Here is a 19,529-nt window from a genome sequence, read left to right as displayed (position 1 = left end):
TCAAGAACAGCTTCGATATCTCGATATACTTATATATTTCAGTGCTTTGATCAGATTTCTAGCCGCGCCACCGCCGACCAAGTTTTGCGTTGATTTATGAAGCGGAGTATGGTTCCCTATTTTTCGGAACGCTATTCCAAATTCAATCGATCAGGAGAGACTGAATGCACCCGCTACTTCGGCAAAAAGACCGGGCCTTCGCGCGCAATGATATTTCCGCGCTGATCGAGCGGCTGGCCGACAATCTCGTCGATATCAAAGACGAAACGGGTGAATTCCTGTTGCGGCTGGATGATGGCCGGGTGATCGACACCAAGGGCTGGGCCGGTTGGGAATGGACCCACGGGATCGGCCTTTACGGGCTTTTGAAATATTGGGAGCTGACCGGCAGCGACAAGGCGATTGGCATCATCCGCGACTGGTTCGATGAGCGGCTGGCCGAGGGAGTGCCGACCAAGAACGTCAACACGGTCGCGCCCTTCCTGACCCTTGCCCATCTTTACGAACGCGATCGCAACCCGATGTGGCGGCCCTATCTTGAGGATTGGGCGGAATGGGTGATGCAGGACATGCCGCGGACGCGTGAAGGCGGCCTGCAGCACATCGTCTATAACAACGTGAACGATCAGCAGATGTGGGATGACACGCTGATGATGAGCGTGCTGCCCCTGGCCAAGATCGGGCTGCTGCTGAACCGCCCGGATTTTGTCGAAGAGGCGAAGTATCAGTTCCTGATACATGCTCAGTATCTGGCCGATGATGCAACCGGGCTGTGGTTCCACGGCTGGAGCTTTGATGGCAACCACAACTTCGCCAATGCGCTTTGGGCGCGCGGCAACAGCTGGATAACCATCGCCATCCCCGAATTCGTGGAACTGCTTGATCTTGCCCCGCAGGATCCGCTGCGCCGGCATCTGCTGTCGCTTCTGTCCCGTCAGGCGGCGGCGCTGCGCGAGACGCAGGATGCAAGCGGGCTGTGGCACACGCTGCTGGACGATCCCGACAGCTATCTTGAGGCCTCTGCCACCGCCGGATTTGCCTATGGCCTGCTGAAAGGCGTGCGCAAGCGCTACCTGCCCGCCGATTATGCCCCCGTGGCCGAGCGCGCCATCAAGGCTGTGATCGAAAATATCAGCCCGGAGGGCGAATTGCTGAACGTGTCCTTTGGCACGGCCATGGGCCAGGACCTGGATTACTATCGTCAGATCAAGCTGACCTCGATGCCCTACGGGCAGGCGATGGCGATGTTTGCACTGGCCGAATACCTGCGCGGCTACATCTGACGCGTATGTTCATTCTGGAGGAGGAAAAACCGATGAACCGACCGATGAAAACCCTGACAGCCCTTGCACTGATCCTGTCCGCAGGCGCGGCTTCGGCAGAAACGCTGCGCTTCGGCTATGCACAGAATGCGGCCCCCACGGTCGAGGCGATGCATAAATTCGGCGAACTGGTCGAGGAAAAGACCGGTGGCGATGTCACTGTCCAGTTCTTTCCCGACAGCCAGCTTGGCGGAGAGCGCGAGATGGTCGAGATGCTGCAGGGCGGCGCGCTGGACATCACCAAGGTCTCGGCCGGGCTGATGGAAAGCTTCGGCCCGGTTTATGGCATCTTTGCCATGCCCTATCTGTTCAACGATCAGGACCATTACTACAAGGCGCTGGACGATGCCTCGATCATGCAGCCGGTTTACGAATCGACGCGCGACCAGGGCGTTGTCGGGCTGGCCTATTACAATTCGGGCGCGCGCAATTTCTATACCACCAAGGTTCCGGTGAAATCTCTGGAAGATCTGAAGGGCCTGAAAATCCGCGTGCTGCAAAGCCCGACCGCGATCCGCATGACCGAACTGCTGGGCGCCACCCCCGTCGCGATGGGCCAGGCCGAGGTCTATACCTCGCTGCAGCAGGGCATCCTGGACGGGGCCGAGAATAATGAAAGCGCCCTGACCATCGCCCGTCATGGCGAGGTGGCCAAGCATTACAGCTATGACGCGCATACCCGCATTCCCGATATCCTGCTGATCGGCACCATGTCGCTGGACCGGCTGTCCGAGGAAAACCGCGCCGCCGTGCTGGAAGCGGCGAAGGAATCGACCGAATTCCACAAATCGCTGTGGGATGCCTCGATCGAGAGTGAAAAGGCCGCCGCAGCCGAGATGGGCGTGAATTTCTACGAGGTCGATGCGGCCCCGTTCCGCGAGGCGGTCGCCCCCATGTATGACGAGCTTGACGCAGACAAGAAGGCCGTTGTCGAGCAGATCCGCGCCGCAGGGGCGCAGTGATGCAGCGGGTGCGCCGTGGACTGGACCTGCTTCTGGGGCTGGTCTGCTGCACGCTGCTTGCCGCGCTGGTCGTGGTGCTGGTCTGGCAGGTCTTCAGTCGCTATGCGATGAACGCGCCATCCTCTTCGACCGAGGAAATCCTGCGCTATGGCGTGATCTGGATGTCCCTGCTGGGCGCGGCCTATGCGGTCGGGCAGGGCAGCCATCTTAGCGTCGATATCCTGCGCGACCGGCTGTCGCATCGCGGCAAGCTGCGGCTGGATGCGGTGATTGCGCTGGCCTTCATGCTGTTTGCCGGTGTGGTGCTGGTCTGGGGCGGCTGGAAGGGCGTGACCATCGCGTCGCGCCAGACCAGTGCCGTCATGCAGATCCCGATGAGCTGGGTCTATCTGTCGCTGCCGGTCAGCGGTGCGCTGATGATCCTCTACAGCCTGCTGAACCTGGCGGATCTGAGCCAGGGCCGCACGCATCACGTCGATCCCGAAGAGCAACCCGAGATGATGGGAGAGTAATCCATGGCCGGTCCCGCAAGCCTGATCCTGATGCTGGTCTTTGGCACGCTGACATTGCTTGGCATCCCGCTGGCACTGGCGATCACCGCAGCGGCCATCGCCGCCGTGCTGCTGGTGGTGCCCTTCGATATGGCGCTGTTCACCTCGTCCCAGAAGATGCTGGCCAGCCTTGACAGCTTTTCGCTGCTGGCGGTGCCGTTTTTCATCCTGTCGGGCGTGATCATGAATTCCGGCGGCATCGCCATCCGGCTGGTCGATTTCGCCAAGCTGATCGCGGGGCGCGTGCCCGGATCGCTGGCGCAGACCAATATCGCGGGAAACATGCTCTTCGGCTCGATCTCGGGCTCGGCCATCGCGGCTTCGACCTCGATCGGGGGTGTGATGGTTCCGATGCAAAAGCGCGAAGGCTATGAGCCGGGCTTTGCGGCGGCGGTGAATATCGCCTCGGCGCCGACCGGAATGCTGATCCCGCCGTCGACCGCCTTCATCATCTATTCGCTGGTGGCGGGCGGTGCCTCGATTGCCGCGCTGTTTCTGGCCGGCGCGGTCGCGGGCGGCTTCTGGGGGCTGGGCATGATGATCGTCACCGCCATTGTCGCCCGCCGCCGGGGCTGGCCGGTCGCCGACCGCGTCGGCCCCGCCGAGGCGATGCGCGTGATCGGCCGCGCGCTGCCCAGCCTGATGCTGATCGTCTTCATCATCGGCGGCATCATGCTGGGCGTCGTCACCGCGGTCGAGGCCTCGGGCATCGCGGTCATCTACACGCTGCTGCTGGCCTTTGTGATCCACCGCACGATGCCGATCAGCGCATTGCCGAAATTCCTGATGGAGACGGTCCTGATCACCGGCACCATCATGCTGTTGCTGGCGGCCTCTGCCGCGCTAAGCTTTGCAATGGCCTTTACCGGCATCCCGGCGGCGGTCACGTCGCTGATCCTGGCGATTTCGGAAAACCCGATCATCGTCATGCTGATCATCAACCTGGTGCTGCTGTTCGTCGGCTGCTTCATGGATATGGGGCCGGCAATCCTGATCTTCACCCCGATCCTGCTGCCGATTGCGCAAAAGGTCGGCTATGACCCGGTGCATTTCGGGGTGATCATGATCTTCAACCTGGCAATCGGGACGATCACGCCGCCGGTCGGCACCGGGCTTTTCGTGGGGGCCGGTGTGGCCCGCGTCAAGGTCGAGACCTGTATCCGCGCGCTGGGGCCGTTCTACATGCTTCTTTTCGCCCTGCTGCTGGTCGTGACCTATTTCCCTTCGCTGACCATGTCGCTGCCGCGCCATTTCGGTCTTTGACCATAGCCCATCAAGAACCGGCCGTGCGTCCATGCCCGGCTGTCATTTCCAAGGAGTTCAAATGCTGACCGTCGAAACCCGTCACGCCATCCACCCCGATCACGCCAAATCGATGGATACCGCTTCTCTTCGGGCAAGCTTCCTGGCCCGGGACCTGTTCGCGGCGGGTGAGATCCGGCTGATCTATACGCATTACGACCGTTTCGTCATGGGCGGCGCGGTGCCTGCCGGATCGGATCTGGTGCTGGATATGGTGGAAGAGACCAAGACACCTTCTTTTCTGGACCGGCGCGAAATGGGCATCGTCAATATCGGCGCGGCCGGAACGGTCGAGGCGGACGGACAGCGCTATGCCATGAACCGCGGCGACGTGCTGTATCTTGGCAAGGACAGCGGGGCCGTCACTTTTTCAGGCGATGGCCGCTTCTACATCACCTCTTGTCCGGCGCATCAGACCTATCCCTCGCGATTGGTGACCCTTGCGGAGTGCAAGGAGGTCAAGATGGGCGACGCCGCGAGTTCGAACAAGCGCACGATCAAGCAGTTCATCCACCCGCAGGTCATGGAAAGCTGCCAACTGATCCTTGGCTATACCTCGCTTGAGGACGGTTCGGTCTGGAACACGATCCCAAGCCATGTCCACGACCGGCGAATGGAGGCTTATCTTTACTGGGGGATGAGCGATGAGGCGCGCGTTCTGCACCTGATGGGTGAGCCGCAGGAAACCCGCCACCTCTTCATTGCCAATGAAGAGGGCGCGATCTCACCGCCCTGGTCGGTCCATTCCGGGGCGGGCATCGGCGAATACACCTTCATCTGGGCAATGGCGGGTGATAATGTCGATTATACCGACATGGAATTCATCCAGCCCAGGGACATGCGCTGATGGCCGGACCGTTTTCACTGCAGGGGCAACGCGCTTTGGTCACGGGCGCGAATACCGGGATCGGTCAGGCCATCGCCGTCGCGCTGGCCGGGCAGGGCGCCTCTGTCACCTGCGCGGGGCGGCGGCCCTGCCATGACACCATCTCCATGATCAGGGCCGCGGGCGGCGAGGCCGATGATTTGCAGATCGATTTCGCGGACCCTCTGGCAGCGCGTGATATTTTTGCGGGCGCGGATTATTCGCTGCTGGTCAACAATGCCGGGATCATCCGGCGCGAGGATGCCGTCAGCCATTCCGAGGCCGACTGGGACGCGGTGGTCGATGTGAACCTGAAAGCCGTGTTCTTTACATGCCAGGCCTTCGGCCGCGAACTGATCGGCGCGGGCCGCCAGGGCGCGATCCTCAATATCGCCTCGCTCCTCAGCTTTCAGGGCGGCATTCGCGTGCCGGGCTATACCGCCAGCAAGCATGGCATAGCGGGCATCACCAAGCTGTTGGCGAATGAATGGGCGCCACACGGTATCACGGTCAACGCCATCGCCCCGGGATATATCGCCACCAACAATACCGAGGCGCTGCGCGAAGATCCCGAACGGTCGCGGCAAATTCTTGAACGCATCCCGGCCGGCCGCTGGGGTCGGCCCGAGGATATCGGCGGCACGGCGGCCTTTCTCTGCTCGCCTGCCGCGCGCTACATCACGGGCGCCGTGCTCAATGTCGATGGCGGATGGCTGGCACGATGAGCACGGACCGGATCTTCTGTCTGGGCGAGGCGATGGGCGAAATCTCGATGCCCGCAGACGCCGCGCCGCAGGTCGCCGTGGGCGGCGATGTGTTCAATACGGCCGTCTATCTGGCGCATCTGGGCGTCGCGACGGAATTTGTCAGCGCGGTGGGCGATGACCCGTTCGGTGCCCTGATCCTGCGCCAGTTGCGGCATCACGGGGTTGGTCGGGACTTCCTTGCCACCATGCCCGGTTCGACCGGGCTCTATTCGATCAGCACCGATGCGCAAGGAGAGCGGAGCTTCCATTACTGGCGTGACAGCTCGGTCGCGCGTTCCATGCTGAGCGGCCTTGACCTGACGCGTCTGGGGAAGGCTGTTCAGGGGCAAACGATCTATCTGAGCGGGATCACGCTCTGGGTTCTCAGGGCCGCACTGGCGGAGCTGTTCGGCTTTCTTGACATGGCGCGGGACCGGGGGTGCCGGATCGTTTTTGACGGGAATTTTCGCCCAAGGCTCTGGCAGCAGGATCTGATCGAGGCTCGGCTCGCCCATGCAAATATAATGTCACTGACCGATCTGGCACTGATGACCTATGAGGATGAGGTTCTGCTTTGGGGCGACAAGACGCCTGAAGCTGCAGCGCAACGCAATCGTGACAGCGGTGCAGGAACCGTGGTGATGAAGATGGGCCCAGATCCCTGCCTGATCGTCAACAGCGCGGGCGGGTCTGAGGTGCCGGTCGGCGACGCGGTCTCGCCCATCGATACGACGGCGGCGGGCGATAGTTTTAACGCGGGCTTCCTGTCCCGCTGGCTCAGCGCGCCCGCTGATCTTGCAAACGCGGCCCGTCGCGGCCATCAGGTAGCAGGCAAGGTGATAGCGGGGCGCGGCGCGATACTGCCGGATACCGATCTCGCAGAGCTTGCTGGAATCGCATTGCCATAGTTCATGACCAACCGGATATGTCGAGCCGATTTTAGCTGGCCGAAGCGATCACCAGGGGGGCGTGGATCAAGGCCTGTTGGACATCATCGTGAAATGATAATGGCGGCTGCGATATAGATCATGGCTTCAAAGCTCTGGTTGGTGTGGCGGGCACCCATGGCGCTGCGCTTGAACACTTTGAGCTTGCAAAAGCAGTTTTCGATCAAATGCCGTCTTTTGTGCATTTCGGCGTCGGGCGGGATCGGCTTGGTGCAACGTGGGTGCTGCTGATCAGCCCCGAGTGCTTTCACCCCCGCCACCGCAGGGCCTCGACGAACAGCCTGAACGCGGGTGAGGCGTTGCGTCGGTTGGCGTAATAGAGATGGTAGCCGGGCAGCGGTGGCAGGTGTTCTGGCAAGGCGGCGACAAGTCGGCCTTTCTCAATATGGTGCCCAACCTGATCGCTTGGCAGATAGCCCAATCCGTGCCCATCCAGAACCGCATCGAGGATCAGGTCTATCGTGTTGAAGATCATCGCGCTTTCAACCCGGACGCGGGTCTCTTGACCGTCGTCGGTCAGCCGCCAGGCGTTCACCGTGTCAGATGTCGGCAGGTGCAGATTGACCGCGCGATGCGAAACCAGATCCTGCGGGACCATGGGGATAGGACGATCCGCGAAATAGGCGGGCGCACCGACAATCGACATCGGGATGTCGGGCGAAATTCTGACCGCGATCATGTCTTTCGCAACATCGGCGCCCAGCCGGACCCCTGCATCGAAGCGATCACCGACGATATCGGCCAGTCCGTAATCCACGATCAGTTCGACCGTGATATCGGGGTTCTCGTGCAGCAGTTTGCGCATGGCAGGAAGGATAAAGGCCCGTGCGGCATGCTCGACCGTCGTGATCCGGATCTTGCCGGAAGGATGGTCGCGTAACTGGCCCAGCAGGCCAAGGCTCTCTTCGATCTCGCGCATCATCGGGTCAAGCGTTTGAAAAAGCCGCTCACCTACTTCGGTGGGCGCGACGCTGCGCGTTGTGCGCGACAGCAGGCGCAATTGCAGCCGTTCCTCCAGCCGGCGAATGATCTGGCTCAGCGCGGATTGCGAAATGCCAAGCTTGGCGGCGGCACGGGTAAAGTTCCGCTCTTGCGCCACGGTCACGAAGGCGGTCAGGTCGGCCATGTCCTCGCGCTGCATTTATCACCTCATTAATAGATGCATGCAGTTTTAGCGCATTATAACTTCCTGAGCCATGCTCCATATAGGTTCGACAGGGCCAAATCGGCTGGCTGAATTGCACGTTTAACGAGAGAAGGAGACTGAAATGTCCAACAAGATCAGCTTCAAGAACAGCAACAACCCCACGATCGACATGTCGGCGGTGATCAATCTTCCCGAAGGTTTCGATGAATCGAAAACCTATCCGGCGGTGATCGTCAGCCATCCCGGCGGCGGCGTGAAGGAGCAGACCGCCGGCACCTATGCGAAGAAACTGGCAGAGAACGGTTTTGTCACCATCGCCTTCGACCGCTCTTATCAGGGCGAATCCGGTGGCCTGCCGCGGCAGCAGGAAAACCCGCATGTCAGCACCGAAGATGTCAGCGCCGTGCTGGATCACCTGACCACGCTGCCCTATGTCGATACGGACCGGATCGGCGCCATGGGGATTTGCGCGGGCGGCGGTTATACGGCCAATGCGGCGATCAACGATCCGCGTATCAAGGCCGTGGGTACGGTCAGCGCCGTCAATATCGGCCAGATGTTCCGCAACGGTTGGGAGGGTGATATTGCCGACGAGGATGCCCGCGCCGTCATCCAGATGGGCGCCGATGCCCGCAGCGCAGATGCCCAAGGTGGCGATCCCGCACGCTTCCCCCTTGCGCCGATGAACGAGGCGGACGCCCCGAATGAAGAACTGCGTCAGGCCTGGGAATATTACCATACGCCCCGCGCGGAATACCCGACGGCCCCCGGCTACATGACGGCCCGCAGCCTCGACCAGATCATCCCTTATGACGCCTTTCACAAGGCAGAGGCCTATCTGACGCAGCCCTTGCTGGTGATTGCGGGTTCGGAAGCCGGCAGCAAGTGGATGAGCGATGACCTTTATGCCCGCGCCGCCAGCACCGACAAGACATTCCACGTCATCGAAGGCGCGAACCACATGCAGATGTATGATGGCGAGCCTCAGATCAACGAGGCCATCGGTCAGTTGGCGCCCTTCTTTCAGAAAAATCTGGGCGCTTGAGCGCCCCATCTGCCCGGCCGCCAATGGCTGTCCGGGCAGCCCTCTTTCCCATAAAAGGCAAAACTCTATGGAACGTGTGAGCTTTCGTAACAGGGACATGGCCTGGGATATCGCCGCCCTGATCCTGACCCCGCCGGGTTTCGATCCGGCAAAGAAATACCCGACCATCATCAGCGTCCACCCCTTTGGCAGTTGCAAGGAACAGACCTCCAGCGCGGTATATGGCAAGGCGCTGGCCGAGCAGGGGTTCGTCGTCATCGCCTTTGATGCCAGCTATCAGGGCGCTTCGGGTGGTGAGCCGCGTTGGGTCGAAGATCCCACGCAGCGGGTCGAGGATGTCAGCCACGTCATCGACTATGCGGTGACGCTGCCCTATGTCGATGCGGACCGGATCGGGGCCATCGGCATCTGCGGCGGTGGCGGCTATATCCTGAACGCGACGCTGACCGAAAAGCGCATCAAGGCGGTGGTGGGAATCACGCCGGTCAATATCGGCCGCCTGTTCCGCGAAGGCTTCAGCAATCACGACCCGCTTGGGGCGTTGGACGCGATGGCCGCGCAGCGCACGGCCGAAGCCCGCGGCGGTGACCTGCAGGTCAACGAACTTCTGCCCGCCAGCCCCGAAGCCGCCCGCGAGGCCGGCCTGACCGACCGCGATGTGGCAGAGGCCACGGATTACTACAAGACCCCGCGCGGCCAGGAACCCGGCGGCGCAACCCGGATGCTGTTCAGCCATGCGCAGAATACGCTGGCCTGGGACGCCTTCGCCTTTACCGAGATGCTGATGACCCAACCCATGATGGTGGTGGTCGGGCGCAAGGTCGGTGCGTTTGGCGCCTATCGCGACGGGATGGAGGCCTATGGCCGCGCCACCGCGTCGAAGGACCGTCGGCTGGTCGAGCTGGAGGATTGGTCGCATTACGATATCTATGACAAGGACGAACCGGTCGCCCTCGCCATGGAGCAGATGCTGCCCTTCCTGAAACAGCACCTCACCACTGAATGATCCGGCGTCCCCCGGCAGGCTCGCCGCCGGGGGCTTTCCCCTAACCTGAGTGATCCAGTGCTCACCCCACGGGGTCACAGGAGTTCCCGACATGACCAATGTTCTTGTTATCGGCGCCAGCGGCGCCATCGCCCGCCATGTTGTCGCGGATCTTGCCGGTCGGCATGACATGCGCACGACGCTTTATCTGCGGAATGCCGCGCGGATTTCGGATCTCGACACCACGGGCATGAAGATCGTCGAGGGCGACGTGACCGACACTGCCCGCCTGACCGAGGCGATGCAGGGGCAGGATATCGTCTATGCCAACCTCACCGGCGAGATGGACATCCTGGCGCAAGCTGTGCTGGACGCGATGAACGCGGCGGGCGTGAAGCGTCTGATCTTCGTCACCTCGCTGGGCATCTATGATGAGGTGCCGGGCAAGTTCGGTGACTGGAACCGCCGCGAGATCGGCGCCTATCTTCCGCCCTTCCGCCGCGCGGCCGATCTGATCGAGGCAACCGATCTGGATTACACCATCCTGCGCCCGGCCTGGCTGACCGACAGGGACGAGGTGGAATACGAGACCACCACCCGAAATGAACCCTTCAAGGGTACAGAGGTATCGCGCAAAAGCGTCGCCGCCTACATCCTGACGCTGCTGGAAGATCCCGCCAGGGATATCGGCGGCAATATCGGCCTGCACAAACCGGGCACCGAGGGCGACAAGCCCGCCTTCATGTAAATTCTGGAGACTGCAAGATGCGTATTGGAATATTGGGCGCGGGCGGAATGGGCGGCAGGCTGGGGACGATCTGGTCCCGCTGCGGCCATGAGGTCACTTTCAGCTATGCCCGCAGTCAGGAGAAGCTTGAAAAGCTGGCGCAAGAAGCCGGTCCCACGGCCCGGAGCGGAACCCCCGCCCAGGCTGTGGCGGATGCAGACGTAGTGCTGATCGCCGTGCATTGGTCGCGCATCGACGATGTTCTTGCGCAGGCGGGCGATCTGTCCGGCAAGGTCGTTCTGACCTGTTCGCTGGCGATGAGCGAGGATAACAGCCATCTGGTTCTTGGCCATACGAGTTCCGGCCCTGAAGCCTTGGCGGAAAAGGCACCGGGTGCGCAGGTGGTGGGTGCCTTCAACACCATTCCCGGAGAAATCCTGTTTCCCCTCTTCGAGGCCAGGGGCAAGGATCAGACCCCGCCCGACCTGATCTATTGCGGCGATAACCGCGCGGCCAAAGAACGCGTTGCCGCGCTGATCCGCGATGTCGGCTTCAACCCGGTCGATCTGGGCAAGTTGCGGAGCTCGCGCTATATGGAACCCTTTGGCCTGGTCGTCTCATTGCTGGCCTATGGCGGCAAGGACGGCCCGGAACTGGGCTACCGTTTCGTCCGGGTCTAACCCGCGCCGATCACGGCTTCGATCCCGGCTGACACAAGGGTGAAGAGGACAAAGCCACCGGCGAAGGCAATGACCGAGACTTTGCTGTCCTCTTCCGCCTCATGCGCCTCGCCCAGCATCTCTTCGACGGCGGCGACGGTCAGCAGTCCCGCGACGAATGTCAGCGCCAGCATCTTGACTGTTTCTGGGGCGTCGCGCAGCAGCAGATAAGACAGCAGCGCCGCGCCCACCGAAAACAGGATGAAAGAGGCCGACAACCAGATCCGACGCGCACGTGGGACGCCCTTGGCCCGGAAATTGGCAATGACGGCATAGCCTTCGGGCAGATCGGCCAGCACCTGCCCCAGAGCCAGCGTCAGCGCCAACCCCCAGGATAGCGCCGCGCCCGATCCCAGCATCAAGCCATCGCTGGCCAGATCCACCGCGACCGCAACATAGATCATCCACATTCGCGACGACGTCGTGCCTTCGTCTTTTTCCTGAAGGCTTTCGACGAATCTGTCGATCAGAATATAGGCCATGGCGCCGGCCGCAAATCCCGCTGCGATCCACCAGCCGTCCAGCACGGCAACCGCTTCGGGCATCAGTTCGACCGCAACGATCGCGATCACGATCCCGGATGCCGCATGCAGCGCCCGATTCAGCGCGCGCGGCGAATTCGGCCCGAATTCCGCTGCAAGTCCGCCGATGAAATTCCCAAGCCCGGGTAACAGGGACAGCAACAGAACCTGCCATAGTCCACTCATTTGAAATACCTTTTGGTTGGCCTGTATCGCGCTGCAGGAGGCACGGGTAAGCTAGCACGCAAGTCGGGGCTGCACAGTGGTTAAATGATCATTCCGGCGTCCGCCCGCTGTAATATCTGAAAGCCGCAGGACGGAAGCGATGCTGCTGCCCAAAGATATCGCGCCGAAGTGGCGTGAAGTTAGTGCTGACGTCGCGGGCGGCGGCGGCCTGAAGCAAATCAGGCGGATCACGTTCGTTGATCAGCCTTTGCCATCGGCGAAAGCGATAGCTCGGCAAGGGCCTGGATCTGGCCGAGTTGCCGCGATCAAGAGGCCCGAAACTCCCGCTCTCTAGCGTGGGTGAAGCTTAGGCTTCTGTGAGCAGGTCTGTTTCTCGACCCTCGGGCTGCAGGTGTCGCGGATCTTTACACTCAATTTGTGGCACACAGCTCATACATCTGCTCTGGCGCGCGCGGTTAGCGACATGCCTCGAATCCCTTCGTCCGGTTCGTCTATCCATGTGATGCCTGCGCATATCTCACAGGGCCGGATTGCGATATGGCGGATTTCCGGATCGCGGTCGCAGGGGTGGCAGTGGAATGCGCGGACCGTAAAAAACGGCGCGGCGGAACGATGTGTTCTGCCGCGCCGGTTTATGGGTCAGTACGGACCTTAGCCCTGATTGACGGCGCCCGGGCGGATGTAGCGCGGCACGGTCTGGCCGGTTTCCTGGGCGACCTGCTTGACCGCGTCCTCGATCCAGCCGGCATCCATGATGAACATCAGCGAGCCGTCCTCGTTCAGGTTCACATTCGCGCCCTCGACCAGCATGAAGCCTTCGGTCCCTTCCTTCGATTCGAAGGTGTGGTGGGAACCTGCGGGTTCGAACAGGTAGCTGCCTTCGGTCTGGACATCCTCGGGATGTTCGACATAGGCCCAGGAGCCTTTGGTGGTGAAGAAATGGACCACGCCGGAATGGTAGTGGCGGGGCAGGCGGGTGCCGGGCTCGAAGCGGGCATAGAGCACCCAGATGCCCTTTTCGCGATCCAGATACATCGGGGTGACGTGAACGCCGGGCAGGGTGTTCAGCACCTCGCCATCCTTGATGTTCAGCGTCAGCAGACGGTCTTGCGTGGATGTCAGATCAAGCGACATTTGCGTATTCCTCCTGTAAATCGGCGTCCCCTCCTGGTCGCCGTGATGGGTTCAGGTATAGCAGTCGGGCCGGTGTCAGGTTTGGCTCTGGCTGACCGGAATTTGACTTTGCCCGTCAGCGCCGCGCGGCTGGGTATAGCGGTCGGGCGCGATCGAGCGGGCAACCTTGCGGGCCTTGGAATCGATCACCGCGCGCAGCAGGCCGGGAAAGCGCGTTGCCACGAAATTGGTCATCTTCGACTGGAACCCCGGAATGATTGTGAACTTGCCACGGGCCAGATCGCGCATCATCGCGTCGCAGGCCGGGCCGACCTGCAGCGTGCCGCCGGTATCCTTGATCGCGCGGGCGATCGGGTGAATGGTCTTGGCCTCTTCGGTGACCAGCGGGGTGTCGATCTCGCCCGGACAGAGGACCGAAATCTCGACCCCGCGCAGTTTCTCTTCGATGCGCAGCGTCTCGGCCAGTCCGATCACCGCGAATTTCGAGGCGCTATACGCGGCATAGCCGAAGCTGCCGGTCTTGCCCGCAAGCGAGGCGACGAAGGCCAGATGCCCGCCCGCGCGCATCTGCGGCAGAACGGCGGCGGCGAAATTGCGCGAACCGAACAGGTTGACGGCGATCACCTTCTCGAACTCGGGCCCGGTGAGGCTTTCGAAGGGGCGGTTGATTGCGATGCCCGCGCAGTTGATCGCCAGATCGGGCGCGCCGAATTGCCGGGCCGCGTCGGATACGGCGGCGTTCACCGCGGCCGCATCGGTGATATCGACGGCAAAGGCCTGAACCTTCTGGTCGCCGCTGGTCAGGGCGCGCATCTCGGCCAGGACCTCATCGCTGACGCGCAGATCGAACAGGGCGACGCTGCTGCCTTCCCCAAGCAGCAATTTTGCGAATTCGCGCCCCAGTCCGCTGCCGCCTCCGGTGACGAATGCAACTTTCGGGGCGCCTTTTTTCCAAGGGTATTTCATGACCTCTCCTCCCGGACAATGAATGCCTGCCGACACCATGCCGATAGGATGAATGCTTCTCTTGATCCGAAATTGCGGTAATTTGGCTTGAGGCGACACGGGGAGGGGAACAGGTGGCTAGCTATTTCAATCGCGCCAGCACATTGGTCGGCACGCGCGAGGTCGCCGCGCAGGCCGGCAAGGATGTCAGCGCGGCAATGCAGGCGGTGGGCCTGCCGATGGCGCTGTTCAACAAGCCCGATGAGCGGATTGCCTTTGACGATATCTGCGCGCTGTTCGAACATTGCGCGGCAAGCTGGCAGATGCCGGATTTCGGCCTTCGTCTGGCGCCGTTCCAGCATCTTGAGGTGCTTGGTCCGGTGGCGCTGGTCACCAAGATGGAGCGCGATCTGCGCAGCGCGATGCAGGCGATCACCCGCAATCTGCTGATCCACAGCAATGCGCTGTCGGCGACGCTGGACGAACAGGGCGATGTCGCATCCATCGGGGTCGAGATGCAGCCATCCGCCGCCGGGACGCGTCAATACATGCTGCTGGCGATCGGCGTCGCGCGCAATGTGCTGGAGCAGGCAGGAGAGCAGAAGGTCGATCTGATCGAGGTCAGCTTTCGCCATGATGCGGGCGATGTGCAGGCCGCGGCCGAGCGTTATTTCGGCTGTCCGATCCGCTTCGGGGCGGAACGCAATGCGATCTATTTCGACCGCGCCACGCTGGACCGGCCGCTGGAACACAGCGATGCGGCCTATCATGCGATCATCGAACGCTATCTGCTGACCGCGCGGCAAGAGGCTTCGGGCCGGTTCAGCGATGACGTGCGCCACGAGATCGCGCGGCAGATGGAGCTGGATGTCTGCACGCTGGACAGCGTTGCCAACAGCCTGCGGCTGGAACCGCGCAGCCTGCAGCGGCGGTTGAAACATGAGGGGCTGAGCTTTCGCGATCTGGTGGATGACTGGCGCAAGGCGCGGGCCAAGGCGCTGGTCACGCAAACGCGGCTGCCCCTGTCCGAAATCTCGCTGGCGCTTGGCTATTCGGATCAAAGCATCTTCAGTCGCGCCTTTCAGCGCTGGCACGGGGCCGGACCGCTGGCCTATCGCAGGCAGGCGCTGCGCGACAGCGCGCCTGCCTGATACCGCGACCGATCAGGTCAGCAGCGCGCGGCGCACCAGATCCGGCACCACGGTCGCGTCGGGAACCGCCAGGAAGCCGGGATCGGCATAGGCCGGGTTGGGATAGCTGTAAAAGCCCTGACCGCCCATCATCCCCTGCAGCCCCTTGTCCAGAAAACGCTCTTTCAGATAGGCGGCATTGTCCTTCATCTGCTGATCGCCCGCGACCTCGCCCCAATAGGCCGAGACGTCATAGGCGGTCTTGATCCCGACCATGTCGATAAAGCCGCAGGGCCCGACGCCGCAGCCGCGATTGTAGATCATGAAGGTCCGGTCGACATCCTCGGGCGTGGCGACCCCATTGACCACCAGCGACAGGCCCGAGGTCAGCAGCGGCACGAACCAGCCGTTCAGCACATAGCCGTTCACCTCTTTCTGCGTGGCAACCGGCACCTGTCCGATCTCGATCGCAAAGAGCGCGATTTTTTTAAGCGTCTCGGCCGAGGTGCCCGGATGGGCCATGAATTCCGCGACATTATAGGTCCAGATCAGATTGGCGAAATGCAGCGCGCAATATCTGTCGGGGCGGCGGGTATCCTCGGCGAAATCGCTGGGCAGCAGGGTCGAGGAATTCGTCGCGATGATCGTATGCGCGGGCAGCAGCGGCGCCATATCGGTATAGGCTTTCTTCTTGATCCCGGGCACTTCGGGAACGGCCTCGATCACCAGATCGGCCTGGGCGACGGCGCTGGCCAGATCGCCGCGATAGGTCACGCGGTCGTGTGTGGCAGCGATATCGGCCGCGCTGGCGCCCAGATCGCGCGTGTAGATCTCGGCATAGCTGCGATGGGCGTCCCGGCATTTCCGCAGCGCCTCGGGCGAGGGGTCGAAGACGCTGACGGTCTTGCCCTTGAAGGCGCTGTGCCAGGCGATCTGCCCGCCAAGAACGCCGCCGCCAAGCACGGTCACATGATTGATATTGCTTCCAGACATGGGTTGCCTCGTTTCGTGATAGGGGGCGCGGGCCGCGGTATCGCGGCCCGTGACATGGATGTATCGAAAGGGCCGTTCAGGCGTCCTTGCGCAATTCGCGGCGCAGGATCTTGCCGACATTCGATTTCGGCAGCGCCTCGATAAAGACGATCTGTTTTGGCACCTTGTATCCGGTCAGATGTTTGCGGCAATGCGCGATGACATCCTGCTCCGAGGGCGCGCTGTCCTGGCTGCGGACGGCATAGACGCGCAGCGCTTCGCCGGTCTTGTCGTCGGGTACACCGATGCAGGCGCATTCGACGATGCCGTCGCAGGCGGTCACGGTGGCCTCGATCTCGTTGGGATAGACGTTGAAGCCGGACACGATCACCATATCCTTCTTGCGATCCACGATCTTGACGAAGCCTTCCGGCGTGAACACCCCGACATCGCCGGTGCGAAAGAAGCGGTTCGCCGTAAAGGCGGCGCTGTTGGCCTCATCATTATTCCAATAGCCGCGCATGACCTGCGGGCCGCGTGCGCAGATTTCGCCGGCTTCGCCCATCGGCACGGGATTGCCGTCATCGTCCAGCAGGCGGATCTCGGTCGAGGGGACGGGCAGGCCGCATGTGCCGGTGAAGTCGGTGATCGCCATCGTGTTCAGGCACAGCACCGGCGAGGTTTCGGACAGGCCATAGCCTTCCTTGATATGCGAGCCGGTCAGCGCGTGCCATTTCCGCGAGGTGGCTTCGATCACGGCGGCACCGCCACCGATGGCGACCTTGTAATTCGACAGGTCGATCTGGCTTGCACGCGGATGCGCCGTCAGCGCCTGAAACAGCGTGTTTACCCCCGGCAGGACCGAGAATTTCGTATCCTTGATCGCATCCACAAAGGCGTCCATGTCACGCGGATTGGGGATCAGCACCATGCGCGCGCCAAGCGCGGAATAGGCCACCATCATCATCAGGCCAAAGATGTGATACAGCGGCAGGGCCAGTACCACGACCTCGCTGGAAGGGACCTGCGCCTCGGGCAGCATCGCCTTGAACTGCTCGGTATTGGCGACAAGGTTGCGATGGGTCAGCACCGCGCCTTTGGACAGGCCGGTGGTGCCGCCGGTATATTGGAAGAACAAGATGTCATCGCCCTTCAGTTTGACGGGGGCGAAGGGCAGATCGGCGCCTTCGCGCAGCGCATCGGCCAACGCCACCGCGCCGTCCAGCCGCGCATCGACCTGGGGTGAGGGGATCGCCAGCCCGGCCCCGTCGCCCAGATCCACGGTGATGACATTGCGCACGGGCGTCTGGTCGATGATCTCGGCCAGAACCGGGGTCGAGCCGCCAAAGATCACGATGGTCTCGGCGCCCGCATCGGTCAGCTGATGGGCCAGTTCCCGCGGGGTATAAAGCGGGTTCACATTTACCTGCGCGGCACCGGCCCGGATGATCCCGTGCATGACGATCGGGAAGGCAAAGATATTGGGGCACATCAGCGCCACGCGATCGCCGCGACGAATGCCCAGCTTACCCTGCAACCAGGCGGCAAAGGCCGTCGCCTGCCGGTCGATCTGGGCATAGGTCATCCGCTGGCCGAAACATTCAAAGGCGGGCAAATCGCCGTAATCACTGACCGCGCGCTGAAACAGCGCCGTAACCGAGGGGTAGATATCCGCGTCGATGGTCGCCGGAATGCTGTCGCCATAGGTGTCGAGCCAGGGTTTGTTCATGTGTTCCTCCCGCCCCGGTTGGGGCTTGTTCTGATGTCGGTGATAGATGTGGTGGGTCCGCCGCCCTGTCCCTGCGGCTTCGGCCCCGTTGCAGCGCGTCAGTGACAGCCGGGTCTGCGACCGGCGCCGCGCCCGTCCGCCGATCGCGGTCCTGGGCAGGCGGCGCAGTTTGCGCAGGATGCAGGCGATGCCTGTGTCATGGTGCTTGTGAACATGGCGTCCTCCCGTTGCCACAATCCGGGCGACGGGCGTGCAAGGCCGAATGTCGCGCCGATCCCCGTTCGGGGTCACTGCGGCGAAACTGACATGAAACCGGGCGCGAAAATTGTGTCCGCGCGATGAGAATTTGACTTTAGCTGCCAGAGGGCAGGGGCCTGTCAGTCAAGACTGGAATGGACAGAGGCCTGATGGTCGTTCACGCTGATGGCCAGTTGCATGAATTCGACAAAGGCCCTTGTCGCGGGTGATTGCGTCCGGGCATGTGCCCAGACCAGCCCGACATCCATGGTGGGAATGGTCTCGGTCACGTCCAGACGCTCGACCCGCCGCCCCTCAAGCGACCACGGCCTGCTGACCAGATCCGACAGGATACAGATCCCCATTCCGTTCGCGACCATGCTGCGCACCGCCTCGACCGAGGAGGTTCTGAACGTGACATTGGGCCGGTAAGGCGTGCGGTTCCAGTATCGCTGGGCAGTGTTGCTGGCCTCATCCACGGTCAGCATGATATAGGGCTCGGTCGCGATATCCTGCAGCGAGACCGAGGGCCGCGTCAGGAATTTGTGATGCGCATTCACCCACAGGCGCCGACGATTGCGGATCAGCACGTCATGCGACAGCTCTTCATGGTTCACGAGGTTCGAGGTCAGCATCACGGCCAGATCAAAGCGCCCGGTCACCAACCCCTCTTCGATATTGGCGCGGTCGGTTTCGGACAGGTTGATCTGCACCTGTGGGAAGGCCCGGGCGAAGCGGGCCAGATAGCTGGGCAGGAAATAGCCCGCGACCGTATAGGACATCGCCAGATTGATCGTGCCGCGAATATCATCCCTGATCCGGCGCGGACTGCGGATCGCCTCTTCCACGGATTCGACGATATGGCGGGCGTGATCCAGGAACAGATTGCCCTCATAGGTCAGCCTGACGCCGCCGGAATGGCGGTCGAACAGCGGCGTGCCGACCATCTCTTCCAGCGATTTGATCGCCGTGGTGATCACCGATTGCGAGACATTGATCTCCATCGCGGCCTTGGAAAGCTGGCCCGCATTGGCTGCGGCGATGAAATAGCGAATCTGGCGGAATGTCGGCTCCATCTGTTTTTCGGATATCCCTTATCTGTTTTTAGCTGCTCTCGTCTGCAGTTATTCCGCCCTTTCGCGTGCTCCGCTGACTGTTCGTCCGGTTTTCGGGCGAAAAGCCCGCCCGGCGTTCAGGCGATCATATCTTATAAAGCGATATCACATAGAAAATATTTGAATTTTACAATAATGTCATCCGCTCTCACTCTCAAAGGTGCTGCGGCGGGCCTTCGCCGTTGCCTGAAAGGCGCAGCAAGCGTCACGCCCCGGAACGTGGGCACCCAAGGGAGGAAGAC

General features: G+C 61.8%; 20 protein-coding genes. 12 read left to right on the top strand and 8 right to left on the bottom strand.

Annotation, left to right across the window (positions count from 1 at the left end):
• Positions 1-164: 164 nt before the first annotated feature.
• From bglB to JHX87_RS06930, 7 genes are all read left to right on the top strand, one after another.
• Positions 165-1,283 carry a beta-galactosidase BglB gene (gene bglB, locus JHX87_RS06960; RefSeq protein WP_271883435.1) on the top strand — a complete coding sequence of 373 codons (1,119 nt, stop codon included), beginning with the start codon at positions 165-167 and terminating at the stop codon, positions 1,281-1,283.
• 32 nt (positions 1,284-1,315) lie between these two features.
• On the top strand, positions 1,316-2,284 hold the full coding sequence (locus JHX87_RS06955) for a TRAP transporter substrate-binding protein (protein ID WP_272833887.1): 969 nt from the start codon (positions 1,316-1,318) through the stop codon (positions 2,282-2,284).
• Positions 2,284-2,796, top strand: coding sequence for a TRAP transporter small permease (locus JHX87_RS06950; protein WP_271883433.1), 513 nt, complete (start codon positions 2,284-2,286; stop codon positions 2,794-2,796). The genes JHX87_RS06955 and JHX87_RS06950 overlap by 1 nt, the downstream gene beginning before the upstream one ends.
• 3 nt (positions 2,797-2,799) lie before the next feature.
• Positions 2,800-4,098 carry a TRAP transporter large permease gene (locus JHX87_RS06945; protein ID WP_271883432.1) on the top strand — a complete coding sequence of 433 codons (1,299 nt, stop codon included), beginning with the start codon at positions 2,800-2,802 and terminating at the stop codon, positions 4,096-4,098.
• A gap of 61 nt (positions 4,099-4,159) precedes the next feature.
• Entirely contained in the window at positions 4,160-4,984 is an 825-nt protein-coding gene (kduI, locus tag JHX87_RS06940; protein WP_271883431.1) for a 5-dehydro-4-deoxy-D-glucuronate isomerase, read from the top strand.
• On the top strand, positions 4,984-5,727 hold the full coding sequence (gene kduD, locus JHX87_RS06935; protein ID WP_271883430.1) for a 2-dehydro-3-deoxy-D-gluconate 5-dehydrogenase KduD: 744 nt from the start codon (positions 4,984-4,986) through the stop codon (positions 5,725-5,727). The genes kduI and kduD overlap by 1 nt, the downstream gene beginning before the upstream one ends.
• The gene (locus JHX87_RS06930) at positions 5,724-6,656 is read left to right on the top strand and encodes a sugar kinase (RefSeq protein ID WP_271883429.1); all 933 of its coding nucleotides are present in this window, start codon (positions 5,724-5,726) and stop codon (positions 6,654-6,656) included. Before kduD ends, JHX87_RS06930 begins: the two co-directional genes overlap by 4 nt.
• 83 nt (positions 6,657-6,739) lie before the next feature.
• Here JHX87_RS06930 and JHX87_RS06925 read toward each other — a convergent pair whose 3' ends face one another.
• Both JHX87_RS06925 and JHX87_RS06920 read right to left on the bottom strand, forming a co-directional pair.
• Positions 6,740-6,946 (bottom strand): hypothetical protein, encoded by a 207-nt coding sequence (locus JHX87_RS06925; RefSeq protein WP_271883428.1) that lies wholly within the window; start codon positions 6,944-6,946, stop codon positions 6,740-6,742.
• Positions 6,943-7,836 carry a LysR substrate-binding domain-containing protein gene (locus tag JHX87_RS06920; protein WP_271883427.1) on the bottom strand — a complete coding sequence of 298 codons (894 nt, stop codon included), beginning with the start codon at positions 7,834-7,836 and terminating at the stop codon, positions 6,943-6,945. Before JHX87_RS06920 ends, JHX87_RS06925 begins: the two co-directional genes overlap by 4 nt.
• 127 nt (positions 7,837-7,963) lie before the next feature.
• On the opposite strand from JHX87_RS06920, the gene JHX87_RS06915 reads away from it, so the two are divergent.
• The 4 genes from JHX87_RS06915 to JHX87_RS06900 all read left to right on the top strand — a co-directional run bounded on the left by JHX87_RS06915 (position 7,964) and on the right by JHX87_RS06900 (position 11,279).
• Positions 7,964-8,887, top strand: coding sequence for an alpha/beta hydrolase (locus tag JHX87_RS06915; RefSeq protein WP_271883426.1), 924 nt, complete (start codon positions 7,964-7,966; stop codon positions 8,885-8,887).
• A 67-nt stretch (positions 8,888-8,954) separates the two neighbouring features.
• A complete protein-coding gene (locus tag JHX87_RS06910; protein ID WP_271883425.1) occupies positions 8,955-9,893 on the top strand; it encodes an alpha/beta hydrolase in 939 nt (312 codons plus the stop codon).
• Between the two features lie 91 nt (positions 9,894-9,984).
• A complete protein-coding gene (locus JHX87_RS06905; protein WP_271883424.1) occupies positions 9,985-10,620 on the top strand; it encodes an SDR family oxidoreductase in 636 nt (211 codons plus the stop codon).
• Positions 10,621-10,637: 17 nt separating this feature from the next.
• Entirely contained in the window at positions 10,638-11,279 is a 642-nt protein-coding gene (locus tag JHX87_RS06900; protein ID WP_271883423.1) for an NADPH-dependent F420 reductase, read from the top strand.
• Here JHX87_RS06900 and JHX87_RS06895 read toward each other — a convergent pair.
• From JHX87_RS06895 to JHX87_RS06885, 3 genes are all read right to left on the bottom strand, one after another.
• Positions 11,276-12,025 (bottom strand): ZIP family metal transporter, encoded by a 750-nt coding sequence (locus JHX87_RS06895; RefSeq protein WP_271883422.1) that lies wholly within the window; start codon positions 12,023-12,025, stop codon positions 11,276-11,278. The genes JHX87_RS06900 and JHX87_RS06895 overlap by 4 nt on opposite strands.
• A gap of 651 nt (positions 12,026-12,676) precedes the next feature.
• Positions 12,677-13,159 (bottom strand): 2,4'-dihydroxyacetophenone dioxygenase family protein, encoded by a 483-nt coding sequence (locus tag JHX87_RS06890; RefSeq protein ID WP_271883421.1) that lies wholly within the window; start codon positions 13,157-13,159, stop codon positions 12,677-12,679.
• A 75-nt stretch (positions 13,160-13,234) separates the two neighbouring features.
• Positions 13,235-14,125, bottom strand: a complete 891-nt coding sequence (locus JHX87_RS06885; protein WP_271883420.1) for an SDR family NAD(P)-dependent oxidoreductase — start codon at positions 14,123-14,125, stop codon at positions 13,235-13,237.
• A gap of 113 nt (positions 14,126-14,238) precedes the next feature.
• On the opposite strand from JHX87_RS06885, the gene JHX87_RS06880 reads away from it, so the two are divergent.
• A complete protein-coding gene (locus JHX87_RS06880) occupies positions 14,239-15,255 on the top strand; it encodes an AraC family transcriptional regulator (protein ID WP_271883419.1) in 1,017 nt (338 codons plus the stop codon).
• A 12-nt stretch (positions 15,256-15,267) separates the two neighbouring features.
• Here the strand turns inward: JHX87_RS06880 and JHX87_RS06875 are convergent, their stop codons facing one another.
• From JHX87_RS06875 to JHX87_RS06865, 3 genes are all read right to left on the bottom strand, one after another.
• A complete protein-coding gene (locus JHX87_RS06875) occupies positions 15,268-16,227 on the bottom strand; it encodes a 3-hydroxyacyl-CoA dehydrogenase (protein ID WP_271883418.1) in 960 nt (319 codons plus the stop codon).
• A gap of 76 nt (positions 16,228-16,303) precedes the next feature.
• Positions 16,304-17,935, bottom strand: a complete 1,632-nt coding sequence (locus JHX87_RS06870; protein ID WP_271883417.1) for an AMP-binding protein — start codon at positions 17,933-17,935, stop codon at positions 16,304-16,306.
• Between the two features lie 377 nt (positions 17,936-18,312).
• Positions 18,313-19,248, bottom strand: a complete 936-nt coding sequence (locus JHX87_RS06865) for a LysR family transcriptional regulator (RefSeq protein WP_271883416.1) — start codon at positions 19,246-19,248, stop codon at positions 18,313-18,315.
• Positions 19,249-19,529: the final 281 nt, after the last annotated feature.

Origin of the sequence: Paracoccus fistulariae, assembly GCF_028553785.1 — a bacterium.
Lineage (GTDB): Bacteria > Pseudomonadota > Alphaproteobacteria > Rhodobacterales > Rhodobacteraceae > Paracoccus > Paracoccus fistulariae.
Note: the sequence above shows the minus strand (reverse complement) of the source record. Positions and strands in the feature narration are given on the sequence as shown.